The organism is Acinetobacter sp. ANC_7682, from assembly GCF_056779795.1.
The window spans coordinates 48,354-67,881 of the sequence record NZ_JBWYIQ010000003.1; the positions used below are offsets into that span (position 1 = coordinate 48,354).

At 38.6% G+C, this 19,528-nt stretch carries 18 protein-coding genes and 3 tRNA genes; 7 read left to right on the forward strand and 14 right to left on the reverse strand.

All coding sequences use genetic code 11. The annotated features are described in order from the left end of the window. The first annotated feature begins 64 nt into the window (after nucleotides 1-64). The 3 genes from AC1M9D_RS01865 to AC1M9D_RS01875 all read left to right on the forward strand — a co-directional run bounded on the left by AC1M9D_RS01865 (nucleotide 65) and on the right by AC1M9D_RS01875 (nucleotide 384). Nucleotides 65-149, forward strand: a tRNA-Leu gene (locus tag AC1M9D_RS01865). A gap of 38 nt (nucleotides 150-187) precedes the next feature. Continuing rightward, a tRNA-Trp gene (locus AC1M9D_RS01870) sits at nucleotides 188-261 on the forward strand. A gap of 38 nt (nucleotides 262-299) precedes the next feature. Further along, nucleotides 300-384, forward strand: a tRNA-Leu gene (locus tag AC1M9D_RS01875). 156 nt (nucleotides 385-540) lie between these two features. On the opposite strand, the gene AC1M9D_RS01880 is transcribed toward AC1M9D_RS01875, so the two are convergent. Continuing rightward, nucleotides 541-744 (reverse strand): hypothetical protein, encoded by a 204-nt coding sequence (locus tag AC1M9D_RS01880; RefSeq protein ID WP_035267651.1) that lies wholly within the window; start codon nucleotides 742-744, stop codon nucleotides 541-543. 252 nt (nucleotides 745-996) lie between these two features. Then, entirely contained in the window at nucleotides 997-1,728 is a 732-nt protein-coding gene (gene gloB, locus AC1M9D_RS01885) for a hydroxyacylglutathione hydrolase (RefSeq protein ID WP_481611382.1), read from the reverse strand. Between the two features lie 225 nt (nucleotides 1,729-1,953). On the opposite strand from gloB, the gene AC1M9D_RS01890 reads away from it, so the two are divergent. Next, a complete protein-coding gene (locus AC1M9D_RS01890; RefSeq protein ID WP_481594292.1) occupies nucleotides 1,954-2,340 on the forward strand; it encodes a DUF4951 domain-containing protein in 387 nt (128 codons plus the stop codon). A 39-nt stretch (nucleotides 2,341-2,379) separates the two neighbouring features. Here the strand turns inward: AC1M9D_RS01890 and AC1M9D_RS01895 are convergent, their stop codons facing one another. From AC1M9D_RS01895 to AC1M9D_RS01910, 4 genes are all read right to left on the reverse strand, one after another. Next, a complete protein-coding gene (locus tag AC1M9D_RS01895) occupies nucleotides 2,380-3,075 on the reverse strand; it encodes a methionine ABC transporter permease (protein WP_035267644.1) in 696 nt (231 codons plus the stop codon). Continuing rightward, a complete protein-coding gene (locus AC1M9D_RS01900) occupies nucleotides 3,072-4,097 on the reverse strand; it encodes a methionine ABC transporter ATP-binding protein (RefSeq protein WP_481611383.1) in 1,026 nt (341 codons plus the stop codon). The genes AC1M9D_RS01895 and AC1M9D_RS01900 overlap by 4 nt, the downstream gene beginning before the upstream one ends. A 71-nt stretch (nucleotides 4,098-4,168) precedes the next feature. Continuing rightward, entirely contained in the window at nucleotides 4,169-5,038 is an 870-nt protein-coding gene (locus tag AC1M9D_RS01905) for a MetQ/NlpA family ABC transporter substrate-binding protein (protein WP_035267639.1), read from the reverse strand. Between the two features lie 363 nt (nucleotides 5,039-5,401). Next, entirely contained in the window at nucleotides 5,402-6,487 is a 1,086-nt protein-coding gene (locus AC1M9D_RS01910) for an AraC family transcriptional regulator (protein WP_481611384.1), read from the reverse strand. A 216-nt stretch (nucleotides 6,488-6,703) separates the two neighbouring features. Between AC1M9D_RS01910 and AC1M9D_RS01915 the strand changes: the two genes are divergently transcribed. Continuing rightward, on the forward strand, nucleotides 6,704-8,119 hold the full coding sequence (locus AC1M9D_RS01915; protein WP_481611385.1) for a cytochrome P450: 1,416 nt from the start codon (nucleotides 6,704-6,706) through the stop codon (nucleotides 8,117-8,119). A 169-nt stretch (nucleotides 8,120-8,288) separates the two neighbouring features. Further along, on the forward strand, nucleotides 8,289-8,723 hold the full coding sequence (locus tag AC1M9D_RS01920) for a PH domain-containing protein (RefSeq protein ID WP_092766163.1): 435 nt from the start codon (nucleotides 8,289-8,291) through the stop codon (nucleotides 8,721-8,723). 52 nt (nucleotides 8,724-8,775) lie between these two features. On the opposite strand, the gene purD is transcribed toward AC1M9D_RS01920, so the two are convergent. From purD to AC1M9D_RS01955, 7 genes are all read right to left on the reverse strand, one after another. Continuing rightward, nucleotides 8,776-10,059 (reverse strand): phosphoribosylamine--glycine ligase, encoded by a 1,284-nt coding sequence (gene purD, locus AC1M9D_RS01925; RefSeq protein ID WP_481594296.1) that lies wholly within the window; start codon nucleotides 10,057-10,059, stop codon nucleotides 8,776-8,778. A gap of 136 nt (nucleotides 10,060-10,195) precedes the next feature. Then, the gene (gene purH / locus AC1M9D_RS01930) at nucleotides 10,196-11,770 is read right to left on the reverse strand and encodes a bifunctional phosphoribosylaminoimidazolecarboxamide formyltransferase/IMP cyclohydrolase (protein WP_180027629.1); all 1,575 of its coding nucleotides are present in this window, start codon (nucleotides 11,768-11,770) and stop codon (nucleotides 10,196-10,198) included. Between the two features lie 88 nt (nucleotides 11,771-11,858). After that, nucleotides 11,859-12,128: a DNA-binding transcriptional regulator Fis gene (gene fis / locus AC1M9D_RS01935; RefSeq protein ID WP_001086304.1), complete on the reverse strand. Its 270-nt coding sequence runs from the start codon at nucleotides 12,126-12,128 to the stop codon at nucleotides 11,859-11,861. Between the two features lie 376 nt (nucleotides 12,129-12,504). Continuing rightward, on the reverse strand, nucleotides 12,505-13,359 hold the full coding sequence (locus tag AC1M9D_RS01940) for a DUF3426 domain-containing protein (protein WP_481611386.1): 855 nt from the start codon (nucleotides 13,357-13,359) through the stop codon (nucleotides 12,505-12,507). A gap of 19 nt (nucleotides 13,360-13,378) precedes the next feature. Continuing rightward, a complete protein-coding gene (gene prmA, locus AC1M9D_RS01945; protein ID WP_481611422.1) occupies nucleotides 13,379-14,278 on the reverse strand; it encodes a 50S ribosomal protein L11 methyltransferase in 900 nt (299 codons plus the stop codon). Nucleotides 14,279-14,413: 135 nt separating this feature from the next. Then, nucleotides 14,414-15,313 carry a bile acid:sodium symporter family protein gene (locus tag AC1M9D_RS01950; protein WP_481611387.1) on the reverse strand — a complete coding sequence of 300 codons (900 nt, stop codon included), beginning with the start codon at nucleotides 15,311-15,313 and terminating at the stop codon, nucleotides 14,414-14,416. A gap of 132 nt (nucleotides 15,314-15,445) precedes the next feature. Continuing rightward, nucleotides 15,446-15,802: a hypothetical protein gene (locus AC1M9D_RS01955; protein WP_481611388.1), complete on the reverse strand. Its 357-nt coding sequence runs from the start codon at nucleotides 15,800-15,802 to the stop codon at nucleotides 15,446-15,448. 258 nt (nucleotides 15,803-16,060) lie between these two features. Between AC1M9D_RS01955 and mnmG the strand changes: the two genes are divergently transcribed. Continuing rightward, nucleotides 16,061-17,941, forward strand: a complete 1,881-nt coding sequence (mnmG, locus tag AC1M9D_RS01960; RefSeq protein WP_481611389.1) for a tRNA uridine-5-carboxymethylaminomethyl(34) synthesis enzyme MnmG — start codon at nucleotides 16,061-16,063, stop codon at nucleotides 17,939-17,941. 391 nt (nucleotides 17,942-18,332) lie between these two features. Here mnmG and AC1M9D_RS01965 read toward each other — a convergent pair whose 3' ends face one another. Next, a complete protein-coding gene (locus AC1M9D_RS01965; RefSeq protein WP_035267629.1) occupies nucleotides 18,333-19,331 on the reverse strand; it encodes a helix-turn-helix transcriptional regulator in 999 nt (332 codons plus the stop codon). Between the last annotated feature and the right edge of the window lie 197 nt (nucleotides 19,332-19,528).

The following is a 19,528-nucleotide window of genomic DNA, read 5'->3' on the forward strand; positions in this document are numbered from 1 at the left end:
AATAAGGTTTTTCAAAAAAAGGGCTTGTCATGAGATAATGATCTCTATAATATACACAGCCATCGGGGACGTGGCGAAATTGGTAGACGCACTGGATTTAGGTTCCAGCGCCGCAAGGTGTGAGAGTTCGAGTCTCTCCGTCCCCACCAAGTAATTTACTAGGTGGAGTGACCGAAGTAAGTGAAATAGAGGATTGGTGTAATGGTAGCATGACGGTCTCCAAAACCGTTCGTCAAGGTTCGAATCCTTGATCCTCTGCCAAGTTTTATGAAGCTCAGTAATATAATTGAGTATTCAAAGGGGACGTGGCGAAATTGGTAGACGCACTGGATTTAGGTTCCAGCGCCGCAAGGTGTGAGAGTTCGAGTCTCTCCGTCCCCACCATATTAAGGCAAGGTTTGATACCTTGCTTTTTTATTGCCTATATTTTTATATAAATACAGGCTGAAATATCTAAACATAAAAAAAATCGCCTACAAAGAGGCGATATTAATATTTAAATGATCTATTCAGTATTCATTCCTTTGAATTAAGCTGAAATTAAGCCTTCAAGTGATCCTCGAATTCTTCACCTAATTGCATTGCCAACGTATTTCCAGATAAGTCACATGTCACTAAACCATATTCTTTTTTAAAACTGAAAGTGAAGCCTTGGTTATCCTTTAAATTTCGAACGGAATAACCTAATTTTTCTAACCAAATTCTGAATGCAATTAAATTTTTTGCTTTGACCACTTTCTTCATGAGACAACTCCTTTGACTAATGAAATATTAATAAGGTTAATGATGTTGTTTTTAAAGGGTTTGAACCTAAATTAATGTAAATATATTTTAATTCTATAGAAATGTATATATTTCATGCAATTAAAAGACAGAATTTGATCATGTTGTTAAAGCTTTAAGATAAAGAAGAGAATGTATTGTCTGAAGGGTTTAAAAACTGAGCGAATATCGCTCAGTAATAAACACCTGTAATTTGAACAGATAATGCTAAATTTAGAAATTATCTTTCATTTCCCGAATACGTTTAAATTCTTCAGCACTGTTGACGCGCAAGAAAGGATTGGTCTCAAGTTCAATTTCAATGGTGGAAGGTAAGGTTATTTGATTTTGATCTCGAAGTTTCTGAACTTGCTCAAATCGTTCTTGCAATGCCTTATTCTCAGGTTCTACTTGTAAAGCGAATTGTGCATTTGAGAGCGTGTATTCATGGGTACAGTAGACTTGAGTTCTTGGAGGGAGCGCTGACAGTCGGTTAAGTGATTGATACATTTGTTCAGCCGTTCCTTCAAAAAGGCGCCCACATCCCATTGCAAATAAGGTATCTCCACAGAATAAACTGTCGATTTCATCTGCAAATATTGTGATATGACCTAAGGTATGGCCAGGAACAGCGATGACGTCAAGTTTTAAGTCATTAAAATAAAATTCATCATCATGATTGAGTGGACAACTGATAAATGGAATTTTAGATAATTCTTCGCGTGGACCATAAACTTCAATATTTTTTTCCGCGATTAACTCTGGAACACCACCAATATGGTCTTTATGCCAGTGGGTAAGCCATATTTGCTTAAGTGTTAAACCATTCGAGTCACAATAGTTGACCACCAAATTGGCTTCTGTAGGGTCTACCACTGCAATTTCTTGGGTTTCAGTATCTTCAATAATCCATATATAGTTTTGTAGCGCATTGTTAACATCAATTACGCGAACTTGATAACGCATCCTAAACGATCCTAAAACATGTGACTTATTTGATCTCATCCTAGATCAAGCTTATCAAATTGTAAAATTCACCCAAATTTTAAACAGCGATGTATTGTAAATATTGATTTCGAATTTGATGAGGTGCAATGTTGTTAGCTTAAGATTATTTGATCTGATCAATAAATTTCGAGTAAAAAGTAAATGAAGATAAAAGTGAGATTGCGTTTTTGCATCAGCGCAGTGATGAGTTCGATTGTTCTTGTTGGTTGTATGCAAAACTCTCAAGTTGGTCAACTGCAAAAGTCTCAATTACACGAGCGTCCAAGCAGCTGTAAGGTCAATGAGACAATTGAACGTAAAGCGGTTCCTCAAACACCTAACCAAATGAGCCTTCCGAGTTTTGGGCAAGGGGTTATCGGTTGGGCAACAGGTCCAGAAGGTGCTCAAGCACGCTTAGAAAGTGTATCTAAGCAAGACATCCATCAGTTTAAAGCTCAAGGTGTTAGTTTGGAAATGATACGCGAATGGCAAGCGTTTTATACGCATGAAGCAAAGCGTAATCCATGCAATCCGACTGCGCCGTTACGTGCGCAATTAATGGAAAAAATCGCTTCACTTTGGATGGATTGATATTAAAAAAGATCTCAGTTGAGATCTTTTTTTAATTTACTATCGCATTTTGGCGAGCTTTTCGCCTGTCATTTGCACCAATTGTACCAGTACTAAAAGCACAATGACGGTGAGTATAACGACACTGGTATCAAAGCGTTGATAACCATAGGAGATCGCAAGATCACCAATGCCGCCTGCACCGACCGCGCCAGCCATGGCTGTTGCACCAATTAAGCTGATTGCAGCTGTAGTTAAATTGAGAATGAGGGAGCTACGTGCCTCAGGCAGAATAAACTTGAAAATAATTTGTAGGGGTGTTGCGCCCATAGCTTGCGCTGACTCCACGATACCTTCGTTAACTTCAAGGAGTGAAGTTTCAACCAAACGACCAATATAAGGTCCTACATAAATGGTTAAAGGAACAATAGCTGCCCATGTCCCAATAGAAGTACCCACAATCATTTTTGTCAGTGGAATAACCGCGATCAGGAGGATAATAAACGGGAGGGAACGTAATGCATTCACAATAGGGTTTAATCCATAGTAAATCACACGATTGGCTAAAATCCCGTTTGGTCGTGTAACAAGTAGGGTTATTCCTTGAATTAAACCCCAAATCGTACCGAATAGCATTGCAAAGAAAACCATATGGAAGGTTTCTTGTAGGGCTGTCACAAATTGATCAATTGAAAGCGAGCTTTTCCAAAAAGGTTCAGTAATTTCTGTTAGCCATTGAACAATCATATCTCTCATGCACGTACTCCTGATTGCTCAACTTTAACGCCATGTTGTTGGAAAAAGCTGATGGTTTCTTTAATAATGTCTGGATCACCCAGTAATTGCACAAACATTTGCCCAATCACAGCGCCATTAATTTCGGTCATGTTGGCAAATAAAATATTGAGACTAATATCAAATCGTTTAATGGCAGCTTGTACAACAGTTTCTTGGGCCGAAGTACCTAAGAACTGCAAGCTATAAATACTGTGGTGATTTTGATTTTCTAAGTTATTTAAAATATTGATAGGTAATTGCTGCTGTAAAACAGTTTGAATAAATGTTTTGGTCGTCGGGTGTTGAGGTTGACTAAAGATATCGAGAGTTCTGCCGTGTTCAATCACTTTGCCTTGTTCCATAACTGCAACAAAGTCGCAAATCGACTCAATAACATCCATTTCATGCGTAACCATAACAATGGTGATTCCTTGCTCTTGATTGATTTTTTTCAAAAGGGCAAGTACAGACTTTGTCGTTTGAGGATCAAGCGCTGATGTTGCTTCGTCACAGAGTAGAATTTTTGGATGATTGGCAAGTGCCCGAGCGATACCTACACGCTGTTTTTGACCACCAGAAAGCTCATCTGGAAAAGCATCGCGTTTATGTTTTAAATCGATAAACTCAAGTAGCTCATCTAAGCGTTTTAGACGCTCAGCTTTACTCCAGCCAAGGAGTTTCATTGGCATTTCAATATTGGCTGCAACGGTTTTGGTTTGTAGTAAATTGAAATGCTGGAAAATCATACCAATATTGGCGCGTTCTTGACGTAATTTTGAAGCGCTCAAAGCAGTAAAATCTTGACCGTGGATGATCATTTGACCTTGATTGGGTCTTTCTAGTAAATTGATCAAACGGATCAGTGTACTTTTACCTGCACCACTATAGCCTATAATTCCGAAGATACTTCCATCTGGAATCGTCAGATTAATATTGTCTAAGGCGTGAATAGTTTGGCCTTTGAGCTGATAATATTTACTAATATTTTTAAATTCAATCATAACGTCAAGAACTATTAAAAATGAAAAACAGGCAAATTAAATTTGCCTGTTAAAAATACAGAAGTCTAGAATTATTGAGCTTCTGTGAGATATGTTGTTGGTTTATCAACATTAACCTTAGTGCCACCAAAGTTTTCTTTCACATATTGCTTAACTGCATCTGTATGATATAGCTGACCTACCTTTTGCAATACAGGATCATTCTGACGGCCTTCAGCTACAGCCAGTACATTCACATTCATTTTTGTACTTTGATCGATTGGCTCGTAGTAGATCGCATCTTTTAATACGTTCAGACCACCTTCCATTGCTAAGGTGTTGCCTAATACAATGGCGTCCACTTCATCTTTCACACGTACCGCAGTTGCCATTTGAATCGGTTTGATGGTGATCTGTTTAGGATTCTCAGTTACATCAGAAGTTGTGCCTTTGACATTGTCAAATTGAGGTTTTAACTTTACTAAACCAGCAGATTGCAATAATAAAAGGGCACGTGATTCATTAGCACCATCGTTTGGAATTGCAATGGTCGAACCTGTTTTGAAATCATTTAGATTTTTAACTTTGCTTGAGTAAATCCCCATTGGCTCAAGATAAGTCGTAGATAATGGCGCAATTTTTTGAGTATTAGCATCATTGTATGCAACCATATATGCATATGATTGGAAGGCATTGATATCAATCTCTTTATTGGCTACCGCAGTGTTCATTGAAACATAATCAGTAAAGTTTTTAACATCTAACTTTAAACCTGCAGCTTCAGTTTCTGGCAATTTAGCAATGAACTTCCAGATATCTGCATCTGAACCTGTAGAAGCGATTGTAATGGTTTGAACTGAATCTTTATTCGTGTTGTTTGCAGCGGTTTCTGGAGCATCTTGTTTTGAGCATCCAGCGATACCCACTGATAGGCCCAAAACTAAACCAAGAATTTTCTTCATGATATTTCCTGAGTATGTTGAAACGATCTTCAACTTACATATGCAGTGAGGTGAATAGTGAAATGAACTGTCCTTGTTTCAAGAGCACTTCAAGCTATTCATCTGTTAGAGATAATTCGGTATTTAGCTATCAATTATTTAAGCATTGATAACAAAAAAGTTGGTTGATGATAACAATTTTTTTTTATTCAATATAGTGATGTTAATGAACTAGCTTAGCATAAAGCGTCATATACAATTTATGAGAATGTATAAATAAACTTTAAATATCATACGTATAATTTGAGTGTTTAAAATTAGAAAGACCCGTTATCAGCCGAACACCTTATAATGATTTAATATATTAATATGAAAAATATGGATTTAATTTAATTTAGAAATTTGCTTGGTAAGATCATTATTGTATTTCTGCCGATATTGGCTAGGGGTCATACCAAACCAACGCTTGAATGCTCGTCTGAAATTTGAGGCATCGTGATAATTAAGAAGCATACCAATTGTTTCAATCGTGAGTTGCGTATGCTCAAGAAAATAAGCACTTTGCTGTGCAAGAACTTGATCTTTGACTTCTTTAAAAGTTAAACCTTCTTTTTCTAAATGACGAGCTAAGGTTCGCTTGCTCATGAACAATGAAGCGGCAATCTCAGATTCATTTTTGGGATCTGATAAATGCTCAATCAGCATTTTTTTGACACGAAATTGATAAGTATTTTGGGGTGTAAGGAGTTCCTTAAGTACATTTTCACATTGTTTTTTTGCAATCAGATAATTCTCCTGACTTGCTGAAGCATTCGGTATTTCACACAAAGTCAAGGGTATCTGAATGCCATCAAAAGATTTTGAAAATGCGAAATCACATTGAAAAATTTTTGTATAAGCAGCATGGTAAGCCGGTTTAGGATAGCTAAAAAGCAACTTCGCCTCAGTTAATGGCTTACCTAAAATAAATTCAGCACACTCTTTAAATACCACCATGCAAGACTCGATCATGCTTTGATATACAAGGGTGGAGCAATCGATATTAAATTGAATTTTACAATTCATCTGCTGATCACGCTTTTCGAGAATGACTTCTGCAAATCCAATCCGAGTAGGTAGATAATGTTGAATCGCTTCAAGTGCAGCATAAAGGTTTGGGCAACTGTGCATCAAAAAGCCCATTGCGCCATGAGTAGTGGGTTTAAGGCGATGTCCAAGTTCTAAACCGAAATCGGGAACATCTGTCATGTTCAATGCATTTTCAAATATACGAATAAAATCAGATGCTGAAATCCGAGAATCTTCTTGTTGAATAAATTCAGCAGTCAGTGATGTGCCATTCAATAAAGTTGGGAATACACGCAGCCCACCTCCCAATTGTTGCGCAATAATTCTGACATAGGCGCAGGGAATCAATGCCCGAATTGCATTATCGTCCTGATTGCTATGTTCTATTCCTTTAGAAATCATACTCAAGTCCAGATAGCGTGATATTGATCTTTCTTAAATCTAGCCTCATTAGAGCTGCTAATTTGGATAAAAAGAATGTCAAAAAATGACTTATTAATGTCAAAAAATGACCTGATTGTGTATTTTTAAAATTCTATGCTCAAACACAGATCATCAGCTTAATGGAATAAAGGCTGAATATAAATTTAATGATGAGATCACATAGGACACATTGTCATGAATAATTTAGTCAAAAAAATGAATGCTGTTCGAGTAGATTTGGTGAATTTTAGCGCTCGCTATATTCCCTTAGAAAATCACATCAAAGCTGCTCATGTATACCATAAATTAAAAAGTAGCTTTTTTAAGAATCCTGATTTTGATCAAATTGAAGAAACTCAACTTCCAGATCCAAATGTTTGCACCTTACAAGAGCTTGATGTCAGTAGCCCTTTTTTATACAAGCAAGGTGTATGGAAGGATACTTTTAAGCGACTACGTAAAGATGCGCCGATACATTATCAATCAAACAGTTTATTTGGTCCTTTTTGGTCGATGACACAGTACGAAGATGTCATGTACGTTGATAAAAATCATCAGCTCTTCTCTTCAGAACCGATCATTATGTTGGGTGAGCAACCGCAAGGTTTAGAGCTTGAAATGTTTATTGCGATGGATCCACCGAAGCATGATATTCAGCGTAAAGCTGTGCAGGGGGTTTTTGTACCTAAAAACTTAAAAGACATGGAAAGCTTGATTCGGACACGTACCCAAGACGTACTTGATCACTTGCCTTTAAATGAAGCTTTCGACTTTGTAGATCGGGTTTCAATTGAATTGACTTCAAGAATGTTGGCGACATTGTTAGATTTTCCTTACGAAGAACGACGTAAATTGGTGTATTGGTCTGAAATTGCATCCTCATCGCCAGGTACGACAGGCGGTACGATGACCATTGAAAATACTTTTGATGGTCTAAAAGAGATGGTGAGAGATTTGTCACAACTTTGGCATGATAAGGCTGCACGTATAGAAGCAGGTGAGGCTTCAAGCTTTGACTTGATGAGTATGCTTATTCGGAGTGATGAGACAAAGGATCTGATTCAGCGACCATTAGAGTTTCTGGGGAATTTGGCATTATTAATCGTAGGCGGGAATGATACGACTCGTAACTCGATGTCGGGCGGGGTTTACGCAATGCATTTGTTCCCTCAGGAATTAGACAAGCTGAAGAATAATCCTGATCTGTTGCCTAATATGGTTAGTGAAATTATTCGTTGGCAGACACCATTGGCGTATATGCGCCGTGTAGCGACTCAAGATCTAATTTATAAAGGTCAGTATATCCGTAAAGGTGACAAAGTTGTTATGTGGTATGCGTCTGCTAACCGTGATGAAACTGTGTTTGAAAATGCGGATGAATTTCGTATTGACCGTGAAAATGTGAAAAAACATCTATCATTTGGTTATGGAATTCATCGCTGTATGGGTAGTCGTTTAGCTGAGATGCAATTGACCATTCTTTGGGAGGAGATTCTCAAACGTTATGACAGAATTGAAGTGCTTGAAGAACCCGAAATTGTTCAGTCTAATTTTGTTCGTGGGTATTCTAAGATGATGGTAAAGCTGCATCCTAAAGTAAATCAGGAATAAGGAAAAGCTGTTTCTAAGGGTTTAAGGACTACTTTAGATTATGATTTAACTATTTATTAATTATTGTGTATTTGTTGAAATGAATTGGAATGTTAGATATTGTTGCAAGCAATATAAATATTTTCAATAAATCCTAATATTAAGCACAATTTATAATTATGAGGTAGTGATGGGTAGTTACATTGAGTCTAATCTAGCTAGAGACGAAAAAATATTAGAAAGGGCACATGTGTCTTGGATGTCTCAAATTGGCTATATTATTATAGGGGTATTATTGTTACCTATGGCTGGAATTGGTCTAATTTTTATTTTAGTAGCTATTATTAACGTATGGACCACAGAGCTAGCTATAACGAATAGAAGGATTATTGCTAAAACTGGGTTAATTCGCCGTAATACAATTGAACTTAAAATCAATCGTGTAGAGAGTCTTGGTGTAGATCAAGGTATCCTAGGTCGCATATTTAATTTTGGTTCAATTATTGTTAGAGGAACTGGTGGTTCTAATGCCCCAATTCCATATATTGCTAAACCATTAGATTTTAGAAAATCAGTCAATCATTATCTTGATGAATTAGATGATAAAACATCAATTGAACTTTAAGAAATTAATTAAAAACCCCGCACAAAGCGGGGTTTTTAATACTTAATCTGTATTAAGCATTTTCACGAGCAATCGCGCGGTAACCAATATCTTTACGGTATTGAACGCCGTCAAACGTTACTTTTTGGCAAAGCTCTAAAGCTTTTGCTTGTGCTTCACCAATGGTATTGCCAAGTGCAGTCACGCAAAGGACACGACCACCAGCAGTTACGATGTCACCATTCTCATTGGCTTTTGTACCTGCATGGAACACTTTCGCATCTGCCATTTCAGTATCTAAACCAGAAATCACGTCGCCATTGCTAGACGTTTCAGGGTAGCCACGTGACGCAAGTACGATACCAACCGTTTTACGCTCATCCCATTCAGCTTCTGCAGGAAGTTTACCTTCAATACCTGCTTCAACTAAATCAACTAAAGATGATTTTAAACGCATCATGATCGGTTGAGTTTCAGGGTCACCAAAACGACAGTTGAACTCGATTACTTTAGGCTGACCTTGTTCATCAATCATCAAACCTGCGTATAAGAAACCTGTATAAACGTGCCCGTCTTTTTTCATACCTTCAACGGTAGGACGCATCACTTCATTCATGGTTTTTTCAAAAACTTCAGCCGTTACAACAGGAGCAGGAGAGTAAGCACCCATACCACCAGTATTAGGACCTTGGTCACCTTCAAAGATACGTTTATGATCTTGTGAAGTTGCCATAGGTAAAATGTTGTCGCCATCAATCATACAAATGAAAGATGCTTCTTCACCTGCCAAGAACTCTTCGATGACAACGCGTGAACCTGCATCACCAAATTTGTTGCCTGCAAGCATGTCATCAATCGCATCAAATGCTTCTTGATTGGTCATGGCAACAATTACGCCTTTACCCGCAGCAAGACCATCTGCCTTGATTACGATCGGCGCACCATTTTTCTCAACAAATGCCTTAGCAGCATCGACTTCCGTGAACACGTCATAGAAAGCCGTTGGGATGTTGTGACGTTTCAAGAAGTGCTTGGCAAATGCTTTAGAGCCTTCTAATTGCGCTGCAAATTGGGTAGGACCCCATATTTTCACACCTGCCGCGCGACAAGCATCGACTACACCATTTACTAGCGGTGCTTCAGGACCGACAACAATCAGATCCACGGCATTATTTTTTGCAAAGTCGATAATGGCAGGGTTCTCTAAAATGTTAAGTGCTACATTTTCACATTTTGGTTCAGTTGCTGTGCCCGCATTACCCGGTGCAACAAAAACTTTAGCTACTTTTTCATCTTGAGCGATTTTCCATGCTAACGCATGTTCACGACCGCCATTACCCAAAACTAAAATATTCATCGGTTCATACTCCATGAATCGAAAATGACATAAAGTCCTCAACTAAATGAATAGAAGAGGACTTTAGGCAAGATTAAAAATCTCTTAGCAGTGTTATCGGTGACTTATGAGAAGTCATCATGACACGAACCATTAATTAATGACGGAAATGACGCATGCCAGTGAACACCATTGCAATACCTGCTTCGTCAGCAGCAGCAATCGTTTCTTCATCACGCATTGAACCACCCGGTTGGATAATACATTTGATACCTGCTTTAGCGGCGTTATCAATACCATCACGGAATGGGAAGAATGCGTCAGATGCCATTACTGCACCTTCAACGACTAAACCAGCATGTTCAGCTTTGATCGCAGCAATACGAGCAGAGTTTACGCGGCTCATTTGACCTGCGCCCACACCAATCGTTTGACGGTTTTTAGCATAAACAATCGCGTTTGATTTAACGTATTTCGCAACTTTCCAAGCAAAGATCATGTCATCAATTTCTTGTTCAGTTGGGGCACGTTTCGTCACAACTTTAAGATCATCTTTAGTAATCATACCTAAGTCTTGATCTTGAACAAGTAAACCACCGTTTACACGTTTGTAGTCCATTTGTGGAGCACGTTCGTCAATTGCTGGTAATTCGCCACATACAAGTACACGTACGTTTTTCTTCGCACCAGTAACTTCTAATACGCCTTCAGCAACGCTTGGTGCAATGATCACTTCAACAAATTGACGATCAACAATAGCTTGTGCAGTTGCAACGTCTAATTCACGGTTGAATGCAATGATGCCACCGAATGCAGATTCTGGGTCAGTTGCATAAGCTAAATCATATGCAGCTTTAATGCCTTCTAAAGAGACTGCAACGCCACATGGGTTTGCGTGTTTTACGATTACACATGCAGGTTTAGCGAATGATTTAACACACTCTAAAGCTGCGTCAGTGTCCGCGATGTTGTTATAAGAGAGTTCTTTACCTTGTAACTGTTTAGCAGTAGAAACAGATGCTTCAGTTGCAGCAGGGTCAACATAGAATGCAGCAGATTGGTGTGGGTTTTCACCGTAACGTAAATCTTGTGCTTTATTTAATTGCGTATTGAATGTACGTGCAAATTGATCAGCTTGACCTTCTTCTTTACCAACGCGAGCGCCTAAGTAAGATGCGATCATACCGTCGTACTGAGCAGTATGTTCAAATGCTTTAACTGCTAAGTCAAAACGAGTTGCATAAGAAAGTGAGCCTTCAGCTTTAAGCTCAGCAACTACAGTCGCATAGTCAGATGCATTTACAACGATACCAACAGCTGCATGGTTTTTCGCAGCAGCACGAACCATCGTTGGACCACCGATGTCGATATTTTCGATTGCATCAGCAAGTGAGCAGTTAGGTTTTGCAACAGTTGCAGCAAATGGATAAAGGTTTACCACAACTAAATCGATCGCATCGATGTTGTGTTCAGCCATCACAGCTTCATCTAGACCACGACGAGCCAAGATACCACCGTGGATTTTCGGATGAAGTGTTTTTACACGTCCGTCCATCATCTCTGGGAAACCAGTGTGCTCTGAAACTTCGACTACAGCAATATTGTTGTCACGTAACAACTTATAAGTACCGCCAGTAGATAAAATTTCTACCCCTAGAGCAACAAGGTCTTGGGCAAATTCAACAATGCCTGTTTTATCAGAAACAGAGATTAATGCGCGTTTAATAGTCATGATTTAGTCACAGTTATCAAGAATTAAAACAAAAAAGCTAAATAGCAGGTAAAAAAAATGCCCGCGGAAGCCGCAAGCATTTTATCATTTATTCACTCATTAAACCGTGAGCTTTCAACTTTTTACGTAAAGTACCACGGTTAAGGCCTAGAATCTCAGCAGCGCGAGTCTGGTTGCCACGTGTATATTCTAACACTACAGATAAAAGAGGTTTCTCCATTTCTGCTAAAACCATGTCATAAACTTGAGATGGTTGCTCGCCTTGCAATTGTGCAAAATAATGGCGAACTGCGCGATCTACGTGAATACGAAGAGCGACATCAGATTGTGCAGTAAAAATAGGAGATTTGCTATTCATGCGAGTTAATCCGAGAATCAATAATCACTTAGGGTAAAAGTGATTTTGTGGTCAAAATAAAAAAAAACGAGCTCCGTTTTAGGTCCTAAAACGGTCGACTCTAAAACAAGAACAATTAGCTTGCCACAACTAGAGCAATTGAGTGAAAAATAAGCGTAACAATAGTTTAATATTTGTTACGGTTCCACATAAAACAAAAAACATCCCTGATGCGCTGAATAAAAAAATTAAGCACATGAACAGAACTGTATTTATTTTGAGAAATTGCGAGGAGTTTGCGGTACAAAGCTTTCGTGGCGCGTATCATACCATTGTCTATGAAAAAGTGAGCAAGAAAACTACATTTTTTTTAATTTTTTTATCGTTTTTTTTGATCTTATGGTCGTATAACTTCCAATTTATAATTGTCAAACTCAGATTGAGAAAAATTTATACTAAATTTGAAACCAAATGGACTGTCTTGAGGAATTCGTGTAATTCCATGCAAACTTTCTACTAAATATTCATTGGGTGCTTTAATAGAGGATGAAATCAATTTACCTTGTTGAAAAATGCTTATTTTCAAGAGAGGCAGTTTTAGCCCTTTGCTATAATCGTTCACCAAGTGACCTGAAAAAACAGTGGAGATCGCTGATGTTGACTCAATATTGAGGTCTTGTACTTTTATATGGGTATAGCGTTCATCAAGCGTGTCACAATTAAATAAGTTACATGCTGATATAAATGCCTGATTTAGCGCAGGTGAGCGTTGCAATACATTTGGGTTAAACCATAAAAATTGAAAAACCAGTAATAACGCTAAAATTGTATTTACGATCGCCCATGTCGCAATATAAAGCCTAGTTCTTGGTTTCGATTGGCTATTGGCATGGATTGATGATGAAAGATTTAAAGAAGGGTAGTTGGTAATCGGATCATGATTGAACGTATTTAAGTTATTTAAATACGTACGCAAGGTTATGTTTGAATTTGCAACTTTACGATCGAAAATATCCAATAGGTGTTGTTCTTGTTTGGGTTCAATTACATCTTCAGATGGTGCGGTACTGTCTTGGGCTTCTGTGATTAAAGGTTCAATCACTTTCGGTTGAGGATTGAATAGATGTAGAAGCGCATTAAACTCAGCAGAACATTTAGGACAACAAACCATACCCTCGGCAACAGTTAACTGGGTGACTGATACCTTGTAAATTGTGGAGCAATTTGGGCAGCGGGTTTGTTTATCACTCATATCTTAAATTAAGCTCTACTTATTTATGGCGTTTCCCAGAAAGACGGTACCAATTTTCATCACGCTTTTCTTTGTCTAATATATCAAAAAATTCAGCATAAACACGAGAAACATCATCAACTTGCTCCTCAATAATACCGGCTAGTGCGAATTCACCCTCAGGTTGAATGAGTGTTGAAAACTCCTCAGCAAGTGCTATCAGTGGGCCAGCAAGAATATTTGCGACAAATACATCTGCCTTTTGCTCACCAAGTGCTTGATTAAACTCTTCAGGTAAGCCGACATATAAATTTTCGAGAACGCCATTTAATTCAGCATTTTGTTGTGTAGCGAGTACAGCTTGAGGATCAATATCTGTCGCATATACTTTTTTTGCACCAAGCAATAGGGCAGCAACACCTAGAATGCCAGAACCACAGCCGTAATCGATGACGATTTTGTCTTTTACATCGGTTTTACCTAACCATTGTAGGCAGAGGAATGTTGAAGCATGATTACCTGTACCAAAAGCTAGGCCTGGATCTAATTTAATATTGACCGCATCCGCTTCAGGTGCTTCCATCCACTCAGGCACGATCCAATATTTTTCACCAATTTGAATTGGCTCATATGCATCCATCCAAGTGCGTTCCCACTCTTGATCTTCGATAAACTCATAATGTAAAGGCGCTTCAGGCATCTGGTCTTTAATGAAAGTTTCTAGTGCGACGACATCGATTTCTTCATCATCTTCTTGAGCGTAAATACCCGTTACGATGACTTTGTTCCAAAGCGGAGTCTCACCTGGAAGTGGTTCTAATAACGCTTGATCCTCTGCATCATCTAGCGTCACACTGACTGCACCAAGAGATAATAATAATGTTTCAGTAAAATCAACTTGTGCTTGATCGACAGTAATATGGATTTGTAACCACTTCACAGTAAAAAAACCTAAATATGCAATACGAGAGTTAGCATTGTACTGTATTCGCTTTAAGAATGCAGATAAAACCTGAAGCATAAATAAAGGCACGATTACAGTGCCTTTAAGATGAGTTGGTTAACTCAATTAATATCAGTTAATTTGTGAGTGGTTTCGAGTTAACTCAGCCGGATGGTCTAATGGTGCAAAACGATTCAGCAACATCCCGAAAATAGCAGCGAAGATATACATAAAGATTGAATAAACAGCTGCTGGCATCGCAATTTCGCTGCTATTCATTATCGTGATTGCAATCGCCATGGCCAAAGTACTGTTATGGATACCAATTTCAAAAGCACACGCTCTTGCTTGAAAGCTCGGTACACCAAAGAAGCGTGGTAGAAAATAACCAACGCTAAGACTTGCGATACAAAATAACGCTGTTGCCAAACCAATTTGAGCAAGATAATTCATAATGTTGGCACGTTCAGAAAGTACTGCACCGACAATAATTAACACTAAGAATACAACGGCAAAAATACGCACTGGTTTTTCTAGTTTAGTTGCAACATTTGGAAATTTGTAGCGCATAAACATACCGAGGGCAACTGGAATAAGAATAATGGCGAACACTTGTAAAATTTTACTAAATTGTAGACCAATTTGAGTTGAATCCTGAATGAAATGGGTGATTGCAAAATTTACGATAAGCGGCAAGGTCACTGCAGCAATAATGGCATTAATCGCAGTCAAGGTGATGTTGAGCGCAACATCACCTTTGTATAAATAGCTAAATAGATTGGCTGTCGCACCCCCTGGTGAGGCAGCAAGCAACACTAAGCCGACAGCCAAGTAAGGCGAAAGATTGAGTATTTTACATATAATAAATGCAACGCCAACCAAAATGATGAGTTGGGAAAATAATGCGATGAGCACTGCTTTAGGGTGTTTACGAACGCGTAGAAAATCTTGAACAGTGAGTTCAAGTCCTAAACCCGCCATCACAATTGCAAGTGCTAAAGGTAAAAAAATCGTAAGGATCCCTGTGTCCATAAATTCATCCTGAATTTTGTTGTGTTATTTGTAAATAGATCGTTATTTTTAATTTGGTTTTATCGTTATCAATAAATAAAAGCAACCAATTTTTCAATTGGTTGCATAAATGGTCGAATTTAAAAAATTGGATTAAGACGCTTTTGGCATCGGTGGCGCATATCCGAGTGTACATTTGCCTTTATATTCTTGACCATCAATATTCACGGAAACACTCGCTGCATCAGACTTACAAGCTGAATTAAGCTGCTCTTCATTGCCTTTCAAATCTTTACTTTGGGTAGGGAAAAATTGAGTTTGGCAAGTACCATTCCAAATGATTCCTTTATACGGGAAACTGACAGCATCGCCTTCGCTTTTACCCTTACATACACTTTGGAAGTGTTTGGCATTATAGGCATTATCAACTTTGTCATTCGCAATACTCATACTACTTACGCTTAGACCCAAACAACATAACATTGACATCGTAAATAACTGGACTTTCATGTTCGTATACTCTTGTTAAAAAATATGACTTGAATATGTTGAAAAAATAGTCGAATCAATGGAAGGGCAATGCTGTAAATAAATTTTCTAAATTGTTAAAAAATCACTTAAATCTGCAAAATTTATAAATTTTTATATCAAAATGGTTTATATTATTGGACTTCAAAAAAATTAGAATTAAATCGTTCTCGATTGTCTCAAGGCAAACAAAATTTGCTATAATTTTCTGTCATTATTTCTATCTCCTCATATACCACTATGCATTATCCTAAAGTTTACGATGTCATTGTTATCGGTGGCGGACACGCTGGTACAGAAGCAGCGCTTGCTGCGGCACGTATGGGTCGACAGACTTTACTCTTAACTCATAATATTGAGACTTTAGGGCAGATGAGCTGTAACCCAGCGATTGGTGGTATTGGTAAATCACACCTTGTTCGCGAAATTGATGCCTTAGGTGGTGCGATGGCACTCGCAGCAGACAAGGGTGGTATTCAGTTCCGTATTCTGAACTCACGTAAAGGTGCTGCAGTTCGTGCAACGCGTGCGCAGGCTGACCGTGTACGTTATAAAGCGGCTATTCGCGAAACATTAGAAAACCAAGCCAATCTTGATATTTTCCAACAAGCAGCAGATGATCTCATTGTTGACGGCGATACCGTTAAAGGTGTGGTAACACAAATGGGGATTCGCTTTGATGCGAAAACTGTCGTGTTAACCGCTGGTACATTCTTGGGTGGCGTGATTCATGTTGGTCTTGAGAAATCAAGCGGCGGTCGTGCAGGTGATCCACCTTCAATTTCTTTAGCGCACCGTTTACGTGAGCTTCAATTGCCAGTAGGTCGTTTAAAAACAGGTACGCCACCACGTATTGATGCACGTTCTGTAGATTTCTCTGTGATGACACCACAGCCGGGTGATTTCCCATCACCAACGATGTCATTTATGGGTGATGCATCTATGCACCCAGAGCAAGTCAACTGCTATATCACGCATACCAACGAAAAAACTCATGATATTATTCGTGGCGGCCTAGACCGTTCACCGATGTATACTGGTGTGATTGAAGGTGTAGGACCACGTTACTGTCCGTCAATCGAAGATAAAATTCATAAATTTGCCGATAAAGATTCTCACCAAGTATTCTTAGAGCCTGAAGGCCTAGATACACATGAACTTTATCCAAATGGTATTTCTACATCTTTACCGTTTGATGTCCAGTTTGAATTAGTACGCTCAATCCGTGGTATGGAAAATGCGCATATCCTGCGCCCGGGTTATGCCATTGAGTATGATTATTTCAACCCACAAGCTTTGAAATTCACTTTAGAGACTAAAGCGATTAATAACTTGTACTTTGCGGGTCAAATTAACGGTACGACAGGTTATGAAGAAGCCGGTGCACAGGGTTTACTTGCAGGTTTGAATGCTGCACGCCGTGCGTGGGATCAAGAACAATGGACACCGAAGCGTGATGAAGCGTACATGGGTGTATTGGTCGATGACTTAATCACTTTAGGTACGAAAGAACCTTACCGTATGTTTACCTCACGTGCGGAATACCGTTTGATGCTTCGTGAAGATAATGCAGACCAACGTTTGACACCAATCGGTCGTGAAATGGGTCTTGTGGATGACGAGCGTTGGGCAGCGTACTGCGAAAAAATGGAAGCGGTTGAGCGTGAAACAGGTCGTTTACAACATCTTTGGGCTGCACCTAACAATCTAATGGGTAAAAAATTCGTTGAAATGACAGGTGCGGATCTTTCTAAAGAATGTTCTGCGATTGATTTGTTGAAACGTCCGAACATTACTTTTGCTCAAATTGCGGAACTCACTGGTTCTGATGTTTCTGCTCAAGTGGGTGACCAAATTGAGATTGCAGTTAAATATGAGGGTTATATTAACCGTCAGCATCAGGATGTAGCGCAAATGAAGCGCTTAGAAGAGACTAAGATTCCAGCTGATTTTAATTATGACGTGGTATCTGGTTTATCTCGTGAAATTACTTTGAAACTCAAAGAAGTTCGCCCTGAAACTCTCGCTCAAGCAAGTCGTATTCCGGGCGTTACACCTGCTGCTGTTCAATTGGTGATGATTACGATTCGTAAGAATGCACAAACTAAAAAATCTGCTTAAGCCTGTTGCAGTCCAAAAAACCCGCTTGATGCGGGTTTTTTTGATCCTCATATAACGATTTATTCATAAATAAGATAAATAATTTATTATTTACGTTTAACAAGAATAGAGATTAATAAAGAAATTATGATTATTTCTCAATCCAAGTTGATGTCGTTATATTGATTCTACGTTCACAACAAAGAGGAAAGGCCATGACGATGAAGCGTATTCGTTATAATGGTTATGAAATTGCATGCTGCACGATGTAAATCATAATCCAACGACATTGAAAAGTGTACGTGGGCTAAAGGGGAGTTTAGTTCACGTATTTAAACTCAACACAATAAGAAATCAGCGCAATACTGAAAATATGATAATAAAAAATCTTCAGAGCCAATTTGGCTCTTTTTTAATTTTCAATTTCATGAACGGCGTTAAATACATCGAGCGGTTCAATACGAATGATTTTTTTGCCGAAGCTTCTGAGCCACCAAACCAATTGTGAAGTAAAGGGCACATTAGCCACCACTTTAAAGAGATCATCAGATACTTGTGTGATGGATTGATCTTTACTGAGTTGGCTTTCGGAAAAGTAAAGTGCATCAGCTTTATTCATAAAGAGTTCGAGTTGAACGAGCTCAGTGGGTTTATTGAAATCAACTCTGAAGCCGAGCGCACCAGATTCAATGTAAGCATCAATATCAAAGTCAACAGGGTGTAAGGCGCGTTGCTCTAGAACTTTTGCAGATTTAAAACGATGTAAAGCAAAGGTTTGAACTTCTGATTTGTCATGTCGAGTACAAATCAAATAAATGATTGAACCCTTTTGAACCAATGCAAGCGGGTTTAAGGTATAACTACGTTCTTCACTTTCAGGTCCACGCGCACGATATATGCATTCGATCTGTTTATCTTGCAATAGACCTTCATAAATGGCTTGCTGCGCATGTTTCTCTACAACAGGAGGGATCAAGGGCTGGCTTGCTGGAACAATACGGACACGGTTAATCCATTGACGTACATTGTTTTGTGTAGATAAGCTGCGTTTTGCAAGCTCGAACCAAGGGTTCATCTCCTCAATTAAACTTGGTGGAAGCAAATGCTTCAAATGTTCTTCAACCATCATAAAGGTGACCGCTTGAGAGCTGGTCATATGCGGCAAGCTTTGAATAGGGGCATCTGATCGCCAACGCCAACCTTGTGGTACAGTTTTATTACTCTCAATAGGAAATCTTTGAGAAATTTGATTTAAATCACGTTGAATGGTTCTTAAACTGATTTCAATACCTTCTCTTTGCAGGGTCTCTTGCAACTCTCGTGTACCCATCCATTTACCAGTGGTTAAGCGTGAAAGAATTTGCCACTGTCGATATAAGCTATTCGATGTTTCTTTTTCTTGAGAGGACATAATCAACTAATGAATAAAGAGAAAATATTTTTCAAACACACAATAAAAAATCTTTAAGAGATAAGCAAGCATGGAAAGTGAAGCTATTGACTATATTTCGATACATCTTTAGGCCATTTTTCGTTGTGAATGCTTCAAAAATGGGGCATTAATAGATGAATAGGTAAATTTTTGGCATTGAAATTGCTTAATTTTGT

What these genes read in the sequence shown, in the direction of transcription:
- AC1M9D_RS01880 (WP_035267651.1), bottom strand. Translation starts at nt 744, where the DNA reads ATGAAGAAAGTGGTCAAAGCAAAAAATTTAATTGCATTCAGAATTTGG.
- gloB (WP_481611382.1), bottom strand. Translation starts at nt 1,728, where the DNA reads ATGCGTTATCAAGTTCGCGTAATTGATGTTAACAATGCGCTACAAAAC.
- AC1M9D_RS01890 (WP_481594292.1), top strand. Translation starts at nt 1,954, where the DNA reads ATGAGTTCGATTGTTCTTGTTGGTTGTATGCAAAACTCTCAAGTTGGT.
- AC1M9D_RS01895 (WP_035267644.1), bottom strand. Translation starts at nt 3,075, where the DNA reads ATGAGAGATATGATTGTTCAATGGCTAACAGAAATTACTGAACCTTTT.
- AC1M9D_RS01900 (WP_481611383.1), bottom strand. Translation starts at nt 4,097, where the DNA reads ATGATTGAATTTAAAAATATTAGTAAATATTATCAGCTCAAAGGCCAA.
- AC1M9D_RS01905 (WP_035267639.1), bottom strand. Translation starts at nt 5,038, where the DNA reads ATGAAGAAAATTCTTGGTTTAGTTTTGGGCCTATCAGTGGGTATCGCT.
- AC1M9D_RS01910 (WP_481611384.1), bottom strand. Translation starts at nt 6,487, where the DNA reads ATGATTTCTAAAGGAATAGAACATAGCAATCAGGACGATAATGCAATT.
- AC1M9D_RS01915 (WP_481611385.1), top strand. Translation starts at nt 6,704, where the DNA reads ATGAATAATTTAGTCAAAAAAATGAATGCTGTTCGAGTAGATTTGGTG.
- AC1M9D_RS01920 (WP_092766163.1), top strand. Translation starts at nt 8,289, where the DNA reads ATGGGTAGTTACATTGAGTCTAATCTAGCTAGAGACGAAAAAATATTA.
- purD (WP_481594296.1), bottom strand. Translation starts at nt 10,059, where the DNA reads ATGAATATTTTAGTTTTGGGTAATGGCGGTCGTGAACATGCGTTAGCA.
- purH (WP_180027629.1), bottom strand. Translation starts at nt 11,770, where the DNA reads ATGACTATTAAACGCGCATTAATCTCTGTTTCTGATAAAACAGGCATT.
- fis (WP_001086304.1), bottom strand. Translation starts at nt 12,128, where the DNA reads ATGAATAGCAAATCTCCTATTTTTACTGCACAATCTGATGTCGCTCTT.
- AC1M9D_RS01940 (WP_481611386.1), bottom strand. Translation starts at nt 13,359, where the DNA reads ATGAGTGATAAACAAACCCGCTGCCCAAATTGCTCCACAATTTACAAG.
- AC1M9D_RS01950 (WP_481611387.1), bottom strand. Translation starts at nt 15,313, where the DNA reads ATGGACACAGGGATCCTTACGATTTTTTTACCTTTAGCACTTGCAATT.
- AC1M9D_RS01955 (WP_481611388.1), bottom strand. Translation starts at nt 15,802, where the DNA reads ATGAAAGTCCAGTTATTTACGATGTCAATGTTATGTTGTTTGGGTCTA.
- mnmG (WP_481611389.1), top strand. Translation starts at nt 16,061, where the DNA reads ATGCATTATCCTAAAGTTTACGATGTCATTGTTATCGGTGGCGGACAC.
- AC1M9D_RS01965 (WP_035267629.1), bottom strand. Translation starts at nt 19,331, where the DNA reads ATGTCCTCTCAAGAAAAAGAAACATCGAATAGCTTATATCGACAGTGG.